A 12,993-nucleotide genomic window follows, 5' to 3' on the forward strand; every position below is an offset into this window, starting at 1 on the left:
TGCCGACCATGCTTACGTAACCAAACCAACACCGTCGACCTGCCCTGAATCCCGTAGCGCCGTTGAGCCTCTTTATAACTCAACTCGCCCTTTTCAACTTGGTCGACAACCGACAATTTAAAAGTCAGCGTGTAATCACGCTGACTGCGTTTTGCACCTGTATCCATTGCACCTTCCTGATGAGAAGTCAGAAGGTGTAAACCTTATTCAGGACGAGACACCGCCCAATAAAAAGCCCCGCATCTGCGGGGCTTTTTGCTTCAGGCGGCGTTCTTCGCCTTGATCTTCTTCAGCTCTTCGTCGCGCAGCTCGCGGCGCAGGATCTTGCCGACGTTGGTGGTCGGCAGCGCATCGCGGAATTCCACCGAACGCGGCACCTTGTAACCGGTGACGTTGGCGCGCATGTGCTCCATCACGGTTTCCTTGGTCAGGGTCACGCCCGGCTTGGCCACGATGAAAATCTTGATCGCCTCGCCCGACTTCTCGTCCGGCACGCCGATGGCTGCGCACTGCAACACGCCCGGCAGGGTCGCCAGCACATCTTCCAGTTCGTTCGGGTAAACGTTGAAACCGGAGACCAGGATCATGTCTTTCTTGCGATCGACAATGCGCATGTAGCCATCGGGCTGGATCAGCGCGATGTCACCGGTCTTCAGCCAGCCTTCGCTGTCGAGGATTTCGTCGGTGGCTTCCTGACGCTGCCAGTAGCCCTTCATCACTTGCGGGCCCTTGACGCACAGCTCGCCGATTTCGCCCATGGGCTGCTCGACACCGGCATCGTCGATGACTTTGCACAGGGTCGACGGCACCGGAATGCCGATGGTGCCGATCTGGATGTTCTGGATCGGGTTGACCGTGGCCACCGGACTGGTTTCGGTCATGCCGTAGCCTTCGCAGATCGAGCAACCGGTCACTGCTTTCCAGCGCTCGGCCGCCGCCAGTTGCAGGGCCATGCCGCCGGACAGGGTGACTTTCAGGTTGGAGAAATCCAGCTTGCGGAAACCTTCGTTGTTGCACAGCGCGACGAACAACGTGTTCAGGCCGACGAAGCCGCTGAACTTCCATTTCGACAGTTCCTTGACCATCGCCGGCAGATCGCGCGGGTTGCTGATCAGGATGTTGTGGTTGCCGATCAGCATCATCGCCATGCAATGAAAGGTGAACGCATAGATGTGGTACAGCGGCAGCGGCGTGATCAGGATCTCGCAACCTTCATTGAGGTTGGAGCCCATCAGCGCCTTGCACTGCAGCATGTTGGCGACGAGGTTGCGATGGGTCAGCATCGCGCCCTTGGCCACACCGGTGGTGCCGCCGGTGTATTGCAGCACCGCGACATCGCTGCTGTGCGGATTGGCTTCGGCCACTGGCTGGCCCTGACCCTTGCTCAGCACGTCGTTGAACTTGACGGCTTTGGGCAGGTGATAGGCCGGCACCATCTTCTTCACGTACTTGATCACGCTGTTGATCAGCAGGCGCTTGACCGGCGGCAGCAGGTCGGCGACTTCGGTGACAATGACGTGCTTGACCCCGGTTTTCGGCACCACGGCTTCCGCCAGGTGCGCCATGTTGGCCAGGCACACCAGGGCTTTGGCGCCGGAGTCGTTGAATTGGTGTTCCATTTCCCGCGCGGTGTACAGCGGGTTGGTATTGACCACGATCAGCCCGGCGCGGATCGCACCGAAGACGGCCACCGGGTACTGCAGAACGTTGGGCAGTTGCACGGCGATTCGATCACCGGGCTGCAAGTCGGTATGCTGTTGCAGATACGCGGCAAAAGCACCGGACAATTCGTACAGTTCACCGTAGGTGATTGTCTTGCCCAGGTTGCTGAAAGCCGGCTTGTTGGCGAAGCGTTGGCAGGATTGCTTCAACACTGCCTGAATATTCGGGTACTCGTCTGGATTGATGTCGGCAGCAATTCCAGCCGGGTATTTATCCTTCCAAAAGTCTTCGATCATGGAAGCCCACTCCTCAGCAACGCGAATTCTTCACCGCATTTGATGCGATTATTATTGGTGTGTGTTTTGTATTGGTGAATCTGGCTTTTCTACAGGCCGAGAAGTCACAAAGCGCGCCGAGAGTAGCAGCTTTGCCGAGGGCCGACTAGAGCCAAAAGCGGCCTCCATGGTCACTTTAGTGACTCAAGACTTTCCAGCAGTCATTTTAGAGCAAAAATCCTATACCACCCTGAAAGCCCTGGTTTTCCGGGACTTCACCGCCCAAAAAGCATCGCGGGCAAGCCCGCTCCCACAAGGTTGATGGAGATCCCTGTGGGAGCGTGGCTTGCCCGCGATCCGCGCAACGCGCGGCCATTCACCGATCAGGCGATATCACGCAACTCCCGCCGCAGAATCTTCCCGACCGGCGTCATCGGCAACGACTCACGCAGCACGATGTGCTTCGGCACTTTGTAAGCGGTGAAATTCTCTTTGCAGTACGCCTTGAGTTCTTCGAGGCTGACCCCGGTTTCCCGCGCCACCACAAACAGCTTCACCGCTTCGCCCGAACGCTCGTCCGGCACGCCGATCACCGCGCAGTTGGCGACTTTCGGGTGAGCCATCACCACGTCTTCGATCTCGTTGGGGTACACGTTGAAACCGGAGACGATGATCATGTCCTTCTTGCGATCGACGATGCGCACGAAGCCGTCCGGGTCGATCACCGCGATATCTCCGGACTTGAACCAGCCCTCGGCGTCCAGCACTTCGGCGGTGGCTTCGGGTTTGTGCCAGTAGCCTTTCATGATCTGCGGGCCCTTGATGCACAACTCGCCGCGCTCGCCCATCGGCTGCTCGACACCCTCGTCATCGATGACTTTCAGCAGCGTCCCCGGCACCGGCAGACCGACCGTGCCCAGGCGCGACTGTGTGCCATACGGGTTGGTGCAGGCCACCGGCGAGGTTTCGGTCAGGCCGTAACCTTCGGTGATGCGGCAACCGGTAATCTGCTCCCAGCGCTCGGCGGTGGCCTTGACCAGCGCGGTACCACCGGAGTTGGTCAGCTTGAGGCTGGAGAAATCCAGGGTCTTGAAGTCCGGGTGCTCCATCAGCGCGACGAACAACGTATTCAGGCCGAGCAACGCCGAGAAGCGCCAGTTCTTCAGCTCCTTGATGAAGCCTGCGATGTCCCGCGGGTTGGTGATCAGCACGTTGTGGTTGCCGGACACCATCATGCACATGCAATTCGCGGTGAAGGCATAGATGTGGTACAGCGGAAGCGGCGCCACCATCACCTCCTGCCCTTCGCGCAGCAGTGGTTGACCGTCCGGCCCCAACTGCGCAAGACACGCGCGCACTTGCTGCATGTTCGCCACGAGGTTGCCGTGGGTCAGCATCGCGCCCTTGGCCAGACCGGTGGTGCCGCCGGTGTATTGCAACACGGCAATGTCGTCGAGACCGACTTTCAGCGGCTTGATCCCCAGGCCGCGACCCAGGCGCAGCACACTCTTGAACGAGATCGCCTGGGGCAGCGAATAGTCCGGGACCATTTTCTTCACTTTGCTGACCACGGTGTTGACCAGCCAGCCCTTGGCGGTGGGCAGCATGTCGCCCATCTTTGCTTCGATCAGGTATTGGATGTCAGTGTCCGGCAGCACTTCCTGAACCTTCTGCCCGAACATGTTCAGGTACACCAGCGCGCGGGCGCCGGAATCCTTGAACTGGTGGCGCATCTCGCGCGCGGTGTACAGCGGGTTGGTGTTGACCACGATCAGTCCGGCGCGCAAGGCGCCGAACACGGCAATCGGATATTGCAGCACGTTGGGCATCTGCACCGCGATGCGATCCCCCGGCACCAGATCGGTGTGGGCTTGCAGGTAACCGGCGAATGCCGCGCTGTAGCGCTCGAGTTCAGCGTAGGTCAGGGTCACGCCCATATTGCTGAAGGCCGGACGGTCGGCGAATTTCTTGCAGGAACGCTCAAACACCTCGATCACCGACTTGAACTCGCCCATGTCGATATCAAGTGGTACGCCGGCGGGGCGTTTGTCATTCCAGAAATCAGGTTGCATTGTTCTTGTCCTCTTTACCTGAATCGATCCGGGAGCCGCTTTTCTGTGGTTTCGCGCTGATCCCTGAGGGCACAAAGCAAAAAGCGGAGCTTCACGGACACTAGCAGTTATGGCCATTGAGGCAAATATGGGCGATGGCGACATTGATCGTATGAATCTTCCTGCCGTGGCGTGAGCTGATCGGACGCGCTATACAATGCAACGAATGCGGGCCAATACCGCTCGATAAAAAGGAATTGCCATGATCCACCGAGGCTTTTGGCTGGACGCGAGTGACCGCAGCCGCCTGTTCGTCAACCAGTGGTTGCCGGCTGCGCCCTTGAAAGCGCTGATCCTGCTGGCCCACGGCATGGCCGAGCACAGCGCTCGCTACGAGCGGCTGGCGAATGCGTTCTGTGCTCAAGGCTACGGTGTGTACGCCCCGGATCTGCGCGGCCATGGCAAAACCGCCGAACACGGGACACTCGGGCATTTCGCCGATGACGACGGCTGGTGCAAGGTGATCGGCGATCTGGCCAACCTCAATCAGCACATTGGCCAGCAGCATCCCGAGGTACCGATCATCCTGCTCGGGCACAGCATGGGCAGCTACCTCGCTCAGGGTTACCTGCTGCATCACAGCGCCAGCCTGCACGGGGCGATTCTCAGCGGTTCGAATTTCCAGCCGGTGGCGCTTTACGGCGCCGCACGGCAAATCGCCCGCTTCGAGAAACTGCGCCAGGGTGGCAAGGGCCGCAGTGCGCTGATCGAGTGGTTGTCGTTCGGCTCGTTCAACAAGAAATTCAAACCGGCGCGCACGCCGTTCGACTGGCTGAGCCGCGACCCGGTCGAGGTCGATCTGTATGCCAGAGACCCGTTGTGCGGCTTTCGCTGCACCAATCAATTGTGGATCGACTTGCTCGGCGGCTTGCAGCAGATCAGCAAAGCGTCCAATCTCGCCCAGATCGACCCGGGCCTGCCGCTGCTGGTGATCGGCGGTGAATGTGATCCGGTGAGCGAAGGCAAGCGTCTGACAGATCTGGCCGAAGCGTTGCGCGCGGCCGGCAGCCAGAACCTGCAACTGAAGATCTACCCGCAGGCGCGGCACGAATTGTTCAATGACACCAATCGCGACGAAGTGATTGCCGATGTGCTGACCTGGATCGACCAGGCGCTGAGCCATCGCCGCCCGCATCGCAGCGAATAATTTTTTGTGGATTCACTTTAATCCGTCACAGGAATCAAGACCGATGACCCAGGTTACCAACATCCCTTACGAAGCCCTCGAAGTCGGCCAGACCGCCAGCTACAGCAAGACTGTCGAAGAGCGCGACATTCAGCTGTTCGCCGCAATGTCGGGCGACCACAACCCGGTGCACCTGGACGCCGAGTTCGCTGCCGCCAGCATGTTCAAGGAACGCATCGCCCACGGCATGTTCAGCGGTGCGCTGATCAGCGCCGCCGTTGCCTGCGAACTGCCTGGGCCGGGCACCATCTACATCGGTCAGCAGATGAGCTTTCAGAAGCCGGTAAAGATCGGCGACACCCTGACCGTGCGCCTGGAAATCCTCGAGAAACTGCCGAAGTTTCGCGTGCGCATCGCCACTCGAGTGTTCAATCAGCGTGATGAATTGGTAGTGGATGGCGAGGCTGAGATTCTCGCGCCGCGTAAACAGCAGACCGTGACCTTGCCGACGTTGCCGGCGATCAGCATTGGCTGATTAAAAGATCGCAGCCTTCGGCAGCTCCTACAGGGGAACGCATTCCAATGTAGGAGCTGCGGCAGGCTGCGATCTTTTGCTTTCCCCTCACGCATAAAAAAACGCCAGACCAGCTGGCGTTTTTTGTAACCTGCAAACGCTTACGAACGAGCGCGAGCCTGGTTACGCAGGGCTTTCACCTGGTCGTGGTTACGTTGTACGCCGTGGTACTGACGCTCAACCAGGTCACGAATGCCGACCAGACCGTGCTTGTTGATTTTCTCGATGGCTTCACGATAAGCCTTCAGCGCATGGTCTTCACCGCGCTCGGCTTCGTTCAGTACAGCCTCTTCGTCCTTGCCAGTGAACATGGCTTTGACGTCGACCCAGCGACGGTGCAGGTCACCACTGACGCTGGTAGAGGTTTCCGGATCACCGCCCAGCTTGCGCACTTCAGCCTGCAGTTCAGCGGCGGCAGTCGCGCAATCGGCAGAACGGGTCACGAACAGGGTTTTCAGTTCTGGATGCTTGATGTCTTCAGCGCAAGTCTTGAACCCTTCCTGGCCGTCCTTGCAGGTTTCGATCAGGTCGTTGAGTACAGAGATCGCTTCTTTATTCATGTCAGTCATTTTTTCAATTCCTTGCGGTTGGTTGAAGATGCAAGGGTTATTGCAGTGTGCGTGCCAGCTTTTGAATCAAAAATAAATCGTTATTTTTCAATAAGTTAAAGATATTTGAACTATCTGTATCACGGTTATTTGCATGATCTGTCATTTGGCCTGCATGCAGAATGCCTGTATTTTCCTGACTGTTCTGAATCCAGATGATTGCCACTGATGAATCCTGAAAAACTTGAACTGCTGATCACCCGTGAAATGCCCTTCGGCAAGTACAAGGGCCGGATCATTGCCGACCTGCCGGGGCCTTACCTCAACTGGTTTGCCCGCGAAGGTTTTCCTCACGGCGAACTCGGCGGACTGCTGGCGCTGATGCAGGAAATCGACCATAACGGCCTGTCGGATCTGCTCGAACCACTACGCGCCAAACACGGCAAACCTGCCCCGCGCCACTGAAGCGCCCTCCTCCCAAGAGCCTCGACCATGCCTGACAACACCCGCCGCGCCCGTGACGAAGCTTTCTGGCAAACCTTCGCCGATCGCTACGAAGCGCAAACCGGCCCGCTGAATCTGGAGAACGGTTACTTCGGACGCATGTCGCGCACGGTGATCGAGGACTACCAGCGCAACATCGAGCTGATCAACACCCGCAACTCGGTGTATGTGCGCCAGCGTTTCGAACAGCACGACAGCCTGGAGATCCGTGCGCAACTGGCCGAGACCATCGGTGTGCGCGCGCAGAGTGTGGCCTTCACCCGCAACGCCAGCGATGCGCTGCAGTCACTGATCCGCAATTACAACCGCCTGCAATCGGGCGATCAGGTGCTGATCAGCGACTTGGAATACGACACGGTCAAGGGCGCCATGCGCTGGCTGTCACGCCATCGCGGCGTCGACGTGATCGAGATCAACCATGCGCATCCGGCCAGTTTCGACAGCCTGCTGGACAGCTACCGCGAAACCTTCATCCGCTATCCGAAACTCAAGCTGATGGCTCTGACCCATGTCACCCACCGTACCGGTCTGGTGATGCCGGTGCAGGCCATCGCCGCGCTGGCGAAACAGCATGGCGTGGACATCATCCTCGACGGCGCTCACGCCCTCGGCCAGATCGACTTCAATCTGGAAGCCATGGGCATCACCTTCGCCGGTTTCAATCTGCACAAATGGATCGGCGCACCGCTGACCCTGGGCTTTCTGTATATCGCCCCGCAGCGTCTGGCCGACATCGACCCGGACATGGGCGAAATGCACTTCCCCGCGAGCGACATCCGCGCCCGCACCCCGTACAGCACGCCGAACATTCCGGCGCTGATGTCGCTACCGCTGGTGTTCGAGGAGCACCGTTCGCTCGGTGGTGCGGCGGCCAAAGGGGCGCGACTCAATTACCTGCGCAACCTGTGGGTCAGCGCGGTGCGCCACCTGCCGGGGATCGAAGTGATGACCCCGGATGATCCGCGCCTGTATTGCGGGATCACCTCGATGCGTTTCACTCGCCACGCCGATCAACAGGCCATGGTCGAGCGCCTGCTCAACGAGTACAACCTGTTCACTGTGGTGCGCAACGGCGCAGCGAGCGGACCGAGCATCCGCATCACGCCGGGGCTGACCACCACTGCGGATGACATGCAGTTGCTGACCCGTGCACTCAACGAGCTGCGCTGATCCGCTCACACGGTGAACTTGTCGAAGTCCTCGGGCTTGATCTGCGACGAGGCGGCGAACGTATCGATGCCGATGGTCAGGTGGCCGAAAAATCCGTCCTCGTGAGAGTCGCGGCCGATCGGCCACACGGTCAGGGTCGACCCCTCGCCGCCCATGTTGGCGTAGTAGCTGTCGTCGGCATTGTTCAAAGGTGCCGAGGCACGCCCACGATAGTCCCGGGCATTGAGCACCGCGCGTGACACCACTTCGGGGAAATACAGCTGACCAACCCAGGCCACGTTGCGCTCCTCCAGATATTCACTGCCGCTGACCATGCGCACCGCCACATGAATGTGCAGCGCCCGACCGGCATAGAACCCCGGATAGATGGTGGTGAAGCGCACCCGCCCCTGCTGATCGCAGAACTGGCTGCCGCGCAGGTAAGTGTCATCGTCGGTGCGCGGCACTGAGCCGATGGCATCGGAGTCGACCTCCAGATCCGGATTGATCCGGCTCCACCCCGAATAGGCGCCCCGTGCATTGCAATGCCAGATGTCCACCAGTGCCCCGCTCACCGGCTGGCCGGTCATCGCGTCGACGATACTCAGGCGCAGCAGCAAGGGCAGCCCCTCGGCGCCTTCGCTGATGTTGCGCCGCAGCAACTTCGGATTGCGGAAGTAAGGCCCGGCGATCTGCTCGGGGGCCAACTGATAGATCGATGGTGACGGTGCGGTTGAAGTGTCTCGTTCCATGACGCGTTCTCTTCTCCATAAGAGAACGCAGGTTAACGCCACGTCCAAAGGCCCGTGCGGTAACTATGTATCGCAGCGTAACGGTGATCCCGCACGCCCCCACTGCAGGAGCTGCCGCAGGCTGCGATCTTTTGATCATGATTTAAAAAACAACATCAAAAGATCGCAGCCTGCGGCAGCTCCTACAGGGATGTGGTTTTCTTCGGGCAAAAAAAACGGTGCACCGACCAAGCGCACCGTAAAGCCGTAGAACACACAACGAAGTGTCAGGTAAAACGTTTAGTCGAGCAGCGCCAGGGCCTCGGCGGTGCATTCCTGAATGCGCGCCCAGTCGCCGTTCTTGATCCACTCGGGATCGAGCATCCAGCTGCCGCCCACGCACATGACGTTTTTCAACGCCATGTAGCTCTTGATGTTGGCCGGGCCGACGCCGCCAGTCGGGCAGAATTTCACTTCGCCGAACGGGCCGCCGAGGGCCTTGATTGCTGCTACACCGCCGCTGACTTCTGCGGGGAATAGCTTGAAGCGGCGATAGCCCAGGCCATAGCCTTCCATGATGCCGGAGGCGTTGCTGATGCCCGGCAACAGCGGAATCGGGCTGTCGACGCTGGCTTCGAGCAGGTCACGGGTGATGCCCGGGGTGACGATGAACTGCGAACCCGCCGCTTCCGCCGCCGCAAGCATGTTGCGATCAAGCACGGTGCCGGCACCGGTCACCAGCTCCGGACGCTGCTCACGCAGGATCTGGATCGCCTTGAGACCGAACTGCGAACGCAGGGTCACTTCCAGCGCGGTCAGGCCACCGGCGGCCAGAGCGTCGGCCAGTGGCAGCACGTCCTGTTCACGGGCGATGGTGATCACCGGCAGAATCCGCGCCTTGGCGCAGAGGCTGTCGATCAGGGCAACTTTGTCCGCCATGGAAACGGTCGGGGATGGGGTTGTCATAGCGGCTGTTCCTTGGCTCATGGGCACCAGTAAATCTCTAACGTGGGTTGCAGAAACGCGCGCACCGGCATGGCCGCGACGTCGTCGGATGCCAGTGCGGCATTCAGGGTGGTCAGTTTGGACTGACCGGAAATCGACAGAATCTTGTGCTTCGCCGAAGCCAGCAGCGCACGGCTCATGGTCAGGCGTTGACGCGGCACACTCGGCGCCAGCATCGGCCAGCAGCGACGGCTGCCGTCAGCCTGCAAGGCTTCGGTCAGGTTCGGGCTGTCGGGGAACAACGACGCGGTGTGACCGTCATCGCCCATGCCCAGCACCAGCACGTCGATCGGCGGCAATTCCGCGAGCAGATGGTCGGCCTGTTCCGCAGCCTGCTCGACGTTGGCCGCCGCGCTATAAAGGCTTAGGAACTTTGCTTTTGCCGCCGGCCCCTTGAGCAGGTACTGCTTGAGCAGACCGGCGTTGCTGTCAGCGTGTTCGACCGGTACCCAGCGTTCGTCAGCGAGGGTCACGACGACCTTCGACCAATCCAGCTCCTGCTTGGCCAGGTGCTGAAAAAACGCCACCGGGCTGCGGCCGCCAGAGACCACCAGCACCGCGTTGCCACGTGCGGCGATGGCATCGCTCAACTGCTTGGCGACGCTCAGCGCCAGACCTTCGGCCAACAGCACCGGGCTCTTGAATTCGTGGGCATTCACGCCCGCCGGCAGTTTCACATCAGATATCGCCATACCACGACCTCCCGTCCCGCGTGATCAGTGCAATCGAGCTCATCGGCCCCCACGACCCGGCCGCATACGGCTTGGGCGCGTCACCGGACTTCTTCCAGCCGGCGATCAACTGGTCACACCACTTCCACGCGGCTTCGATTTCATCTTTACGGACAAACAGGTTCTGATTGCCGTTCATCACTTCCAGCAACAACCGCTCGTAGGCATCGGGGATCCGCGCGCTGCGCCAGGTGTCGGAGAAATTCAGTTGCAGCGGGCCGCTGCGCAGTTGCATGCCCTTGTCCAGGCCCTGCTCCTTGGTCATCACGCGCAGGGAAATACCTTCGTCCGGTTGCAGACGGATGATCAGTTTGTTGCTGATCTGCAGGCGCTGTTCCGGCGCAAAGATGTAGTGCGACGGTTCCTTGAAGTGGATGACGATCTGCGACAGTTTCTGCGGCATGCGCTTGCCGGTGCGCAGGTAGAACGGCACACCGGCCCAGCGCCAGTTGCGGATGTCGGCACGCAGGGCAACGAAGGTTTCGGTGTCGCTCTGGGTGTTGGAATTCGGCTCTTCGAGGTAGCCCGGCACGGACTTGCCTTCGCTGTGCCCGGCGATGTACTGACCGCGCACCACTTGGGTGGTCAGACCTTCCGGGCTGATCGGCGCCAGCGCCTTGAGCACTTTCACCTTTTCATCACGGATGCTGTCGGCGGACAGGTCGGCTGGCGGGTCCATCGCAATCAGGCACAGCAGCTGCAACAGGTGATTCTGGATCATGTCGCGCAGCTGGCCGGCCTTGTCGAAGTAGCCCCACCGGCCTTCGATGCCGACCTTCTCGGCCACGGTGATTTCCACGTGGGAGATGTAATTCTGGTTCCACTGGGTTTCGAACAGGCTGTTGGCGAAACGCAGGGCGATCAGGTTCTGTACGGTTTCTTTGCCCAGGTAGTGGTCGATGCGGTAGGTGCGGTTCTCCGGGAAGAACTGCGCCACGGCGTCATTCACTTTACGCGAGGATTCCAGATCGGAGCCGATCGGCTTTTCCAGGACCACGCGAGTGTTTTCCGCCAGACCGACTTTCGCCAGGTTCTCGCAAATCGCGCCATACACCGCTGCCGGGGTGGCGAAGTAGGCAATCATGCGTTGCGCGCTGCCGGCCGCTTCGGCCAGCGCCACATAATCTTCAGCCTTGAGGAAGTCGACGTGCAGGTAGCTCAGGCGCGCCAGAAAGCGCTCGGCCACGGCCTCGTCCAGCTCTTTGCCGACGTAACGGCGCAGTTCGGCGGCGATGAATGCCAGGTGCTGCTGCTCGGAGCCGGGTTCACGGGCCAGCGCGATGATGCGCGTGTCCTCGTGCAACAGGTCGGCGCCATCGAGGTGATAAAGGGCAGGAAACAGCTTGCGCAGGGCCAGATCGCCCAGAGCGCCGAACAAGGCAAAGGTGCACGGTTCAACCGTAATCGAAGGCATGATGTTTGTTCTTTTATCAAGTTAAGCTACAAATACCTTTTTTCAAGGCATCACTCAAGGGAAAATGTAGTAATAACCACAACATTTTCGCAAAATACAGATTCCGAGTGGTGGTCGGTCGGAGCCATCAGTAGGATAGGCCACCGTTACGGGCCACATCAAAGGCCCAATTTGCATAGCCCGGCGCACCTTTGCGCAGGTGAATTAGGAATTCCATATGGACCGCGTGCGAAATTTACTGGAACAGATCCAGAGTCGCCTTGAAGAGCTGAACAAGGCCGAACGCAAAGTCGCCGAGGTGATCCTGCTCAACCCGCAGCAGGCCACTCGCTTCAGCATCGCCGCCCTCGCTCAGGCCGCATCGGTGAGCGAGCCGACGGTCAACCGTTTCTGCCGTTCGTTCGGCGTCAGCGGCTATCCCGAACTCAAGCTGCAACTGGCACAAAGCCTGGCCAGCGGCGCGGCGTATGTCAGCCGTGCGGTGGAGGCCGATGACAATCCCGAGGCGTACACGCAGAAGATTTTCGGCAGCGCCATCGCTTCGCTGGACAGCGCTTGCCAGGCGCTCGATCCGAACCTGATCAGCCGCGCCGTCGACCTGTTGATTCAGGCCCGGCAGATCCACTTCTTCGGCCTCGGTGCGTCAGCGCCCGTGGCTTTGGATGCGCAGCACAAATTCTTCCGTTTCAACCTCGCCGTCACCGCCCACGCAGACGTGCTGATGCAGCGGATGATTGCTTCGGTGGCGCATACGGGTGAGCTGTTCGTGATCATTTCCTACACCGGCCGCACCCGCGAATTGGTGGAAGTGGCGCGCATCGCCCGGGAGAACGGCGCTTCGGTGCTGGGCCTGACCGCCGAGAATTCGCCGCTGGCCAAGGCCAGTACCCTGAGCCTGAACATTCCGCTGCCGGAAGACACCGACATCTATATGCCGATGACCTCGCGGATCATTCAACTGACGGTGCTGGATGTGCTGGCGACCGGCATGACGCTGCGTCGCGGGGTGGATTTCCAGCCGCATCTGCGCAAGATCAAAGAGAGCTTGAATGCCAGCCGGTATCCGGTTGGGGATGAATTCAACTAAAGATCAGAAGCACCCTCACCCCAGCCCTCTCCCGGAGGCCGACCGAGGTGTCTTGCGCGGTACATCGACCTGAAAC

Annotated in this window: 14 protein-coding genes; 5 read left to right on the top strand and 9 right to left on the bottom strand. The window is 59.9% G+C overall.

The genetic code is table 11. The annotated features are described in order from the left end of the window. From ACIP8I_RS21620 to fadD2, 3 genes are all read right to left on the bottom strand, one after another. Window positions 1-167, bottom strand: a 167-nt coding sequence (locus ACIP8I_RS21620) for a helix-turn-helix domain-containing protein (protein WP_400763888.1), incomplete at its 3' end; no start/stop codon positions are given. 93 nt (window positions 168-260) lie between these two features. Beyond that, complete coding sequence (fadD1, locus tag ACIP8I_RS21625) at window positions 261-1,958, bottom strand: long-chain-fatty-acid--CoA ligase FadD1 (RefSeq protein ID WP_064588870.1); 1,698 nt, start codon at window positions 1,956-1,958, stop codon at window positions 261-263. A gap of 362 nt (window positions 1,959-2,320) precedes the next feature. Then, window positions 2,321-4,009 (bottom strand): long-chain-fatty-acid--CoA ligase FadD2, encoded by a 1,689-nt coding sequence (fadD2, locus tag ACIP8I_RS21630; RefSeq protein ID WP_400763808.1) that lies wholly within the window; start codon window positions 4,007-4,009, stop codon window positions 2,321-2,323. Window positions 4,010-4,250: 241 nt separating this feature from the next. Here fadD2 and ACIP8I_RS21635 point away from each other — a divergent pair, with 241 nt between their 5' ends. Next, window positions 4,251-5,195: a lysophospholipase gene (locus ACIP8I_RS21635; protein WP_400763810.1), complete on the top strand. Its 945-nt coding sequence runs from the start codon at window positions 4,251-4,253 to the stop codon at window positions 5,193-5,195. 43 nt (window positions 5,196-5,238) lie between these two features. Then, a complete protein-coding gene (locus ACIP8I_RS21640) occupies window positions 5,239-5,709 on the top strand; it encodes a MaoC family dehydratase (protein WP_003227420.1) in 471 nt (156 codons plus the stop codon). A 140-nt stretch (window positions 5,710-5,849) separates the two neighbouring features. On the opposite strand, the gene ACIP8I_RS21645 is transcribed toward ACIP8I_RS21640, so the two are convergent. Further along, window positions 5,850-6,317: a PA2169 family four-helix-bundle protein gene (locus ACIP8I_RS21645; RefSeq protein WP_003227422.1), complete on the bottom strand. Its 468-nt coding sequence runs from the start codon at window positions 6,315-6,317 to the stop codon at window positions 5,850-5,852. A gap of 37 nt (window positions 6,318-6,354) precedes the next feature. After that, window positions 6,355-6,522 carry a hypothetical protein gene (locus tag ACIP8I_RS21650; protein ID WP_400763814.1) on the bottom strand — a complete coding sequence of 56 codons (168 nt, stop codon included), beginning with the start codon at window positions 6,520-6,522 and terminating at the stop codon, window positions 6,355-6,357. A 2-nt stretch (window positions 6,523-6,524) separates the two neighbouring features. Between ACIP8I_RS21650 and ACIP8I_RS21655 the strand changes: the two genes are divergently transcribed. Continuing rightward, window positions 6,525-6,761 (top strand): DUF3820 family protein, encoded by a 237-nt coding sequence (locus tag ACIP8I_RS21655; RefSeq protein ID WP_003227425.1) that lies wholly within the window; start codon window positions 6,525-6,527, stop codon window positions 6,759-6,761. Between the two features lie 27 nt (window positions 6,762-6,788). After that, window positions 6,789-7,970 carry an aminotransferase class V-fold PLP-dependent enzyme gene (locus ACIP8I_RS21660; RefSeq protein WP_400763816.1) on the top strand — a complete coding sequence of 394 codons (1,182 nt, stop codon included), beginning with the start codon at window positions 6,789-6,791 and terminating at the stop codon, window positions 7,968-7,970. Between the two features lie 5 nt (window positions 7,971-7,975). Here the strand turns inward: ACIP8I_RS21660 and ACIP8I_RS21665 are convergent, their stop codons facing one another. From ACIP8I_RS21665 to zwf, 4 genes are all read right to left on the bottom strand, one after another. Next, the gene (locus ACIP8I_RS21665) at window positions 7,976-8,701 is read right to left on the bottom strand and encodes an intradiol ring-cleavage dioxygenase (RefSeq protein WP_400763818.1); all 726 of its coding nucleotides are present in this window, start codon (window positions 8,699-8,701) and stop codon (window positions 7,976-7,978) included. 279 nt (window positions 8,702-8,980) lie between these two features. Beyond that, window positions 8,981-9,646 (bottom strand): bifunctional 4-hydroxy-2-oxoglutarate aldolase/2-dehydro-3-deoxy-phosphogluconate aldolase, encoded by a 666-nt coding sequence (locus ACIP8I_RS21670; RefSeq protein ID WP_007969324.1) that lies wholly within the window; start codon window positions 9,644-9,646, stop codon window positions 8,981-8,983. A 17-nt stretch (window positions 9,647-9,663) separates the two neighbouring features. Continuing rightward, window positions 9,664-10,377, bottom strand: a complete 714-nt coding sequence (pgl, locus tag ACIP8I_RS21675) for a 6-phosphogluconolactonase (RefSeq protein WP_400763820.1) — start codon at window positions 10,375-10,377, stop codon at window positions 9,664-9,666. Then, window positions 10,364-11,830: a glucose-6-phosphate dehydrogenase gene (zwf, locus tag ACIP8I_RS21680; RefSeq protein WP_027612566.1), complete on the bottom strand. Its 1,467-nt coding sequence runs from the start codon at window positions 11,828-11,830 to the stop codon at window positions 10,364-10,366. Before zwf ends, pgl begins: the two co-directional genes overlap by 14 nt. A gap of 226 nt (window positions 11,831-12,056) precedes the next feature. Here zwf and ACIP8I_RS21685 point away from each other — a divergent pair, with 226 nt between their 5' ends. Further along, window positions 12,057-12,917: a MurR/RpiR family transcriptional regulator gene (locus ACIP8I_RS21685; RefSeq protein WP_169842436.1), complete on the top strand. Its 861-nt coding sequence runs from the start codon at window positions 12,057-12,059 to the stop codon at window positions 12,915-12,917. Window positions 12,918-12,993: the final 76 nt, after the last annotated feature.

The sequence above is a fragment of the Pseudomonas sp. NPDC088414 genome (assembly GCF_044753325.1).
GTDB lineage: Bacteria > Pseudomonadota > Gammaproteobacteria > Pseudomonadales > Pseudomonadaceae > Aquipseudomonas.

Bases quoted from the DNA above. Each gene is read 5' to 3' on its own strand.
- zwf (WP_027612566.1), bottom strand. From the start codon at position 11,830: ATGCCTTCGATTACGGTTGAACCGTGCACCTTTGCCTTGTTCGGCGCT.
- pgl (WP_400763820.1), bottom strand. From the start codon at position 10,377: ATGGCGATATCTGATGTGAAACTGCCGGCGGGCGTGAATGCCCACGAA.
- fadD2 (WP_400763808.1), bottom strand. From the start codon at position 4,009: ATGCAACCTGATTTCTGGAATGACAAACGCCCCGCCGGCGTACCACTT.
- ACIP8I_RS21635 (WP_400763810.1), top strand. From the start codon at position 4,251: ATGATCCACCGAGGCTTTTGGCTGGACGCGAGTGACCGCAGCCGCCTG.
- ACIP8I_RS21655 (WP_003227425.1), top strand. From the start codon at position 6,525: ATGAATCCTGAAAAACTTGAACTGCTGATCACCCGTGAAATGCCCTTC.
- fadD1 (WP_064588870.1), bottom strand. From the start codon at position 1,958: ATGATCGAAGACTTTTGGAAGGATAAATACCCGGCTGGAATTGCTGCC.
- ACIP8I_RS21665 (WP_400763818.1), bottom strand. From the start codon at position 8,701: ATGGAACGAGACACTTCAACCGCACCGTCACCATCGATCTATCAGTTG.
- ACIP8I_RS21670 (WP_007969324.1), bottom strand. From the start codon at position 9,646: ATGACAACCCCATCCCCGACCGTTTCCATGGCGGACAAAGTTGCCCTG.
- ACIP8I_RS21660 (WP_400763816.1), top strand. From the start codon at position 6,789: ATGCCTGACAACACCCGCCGCGCCCGTGACGAAGCTTTCTGGCAAACC.
- ACIP8I_RS21645 (WP_003227422.1), bottom strand. From the start codon at position 6,317: ATGACTGACATGAATAAAGAAGCGATCTCTGTACTCAACGACCTGATC.
- ACIP8I_RS21640 (WP_003227420.1), top strand. From the start codon at position 5,239: ATGACCCAGGTTACCAACATCCCTTACGAAGCCCTCGAAGTCGGCCAG.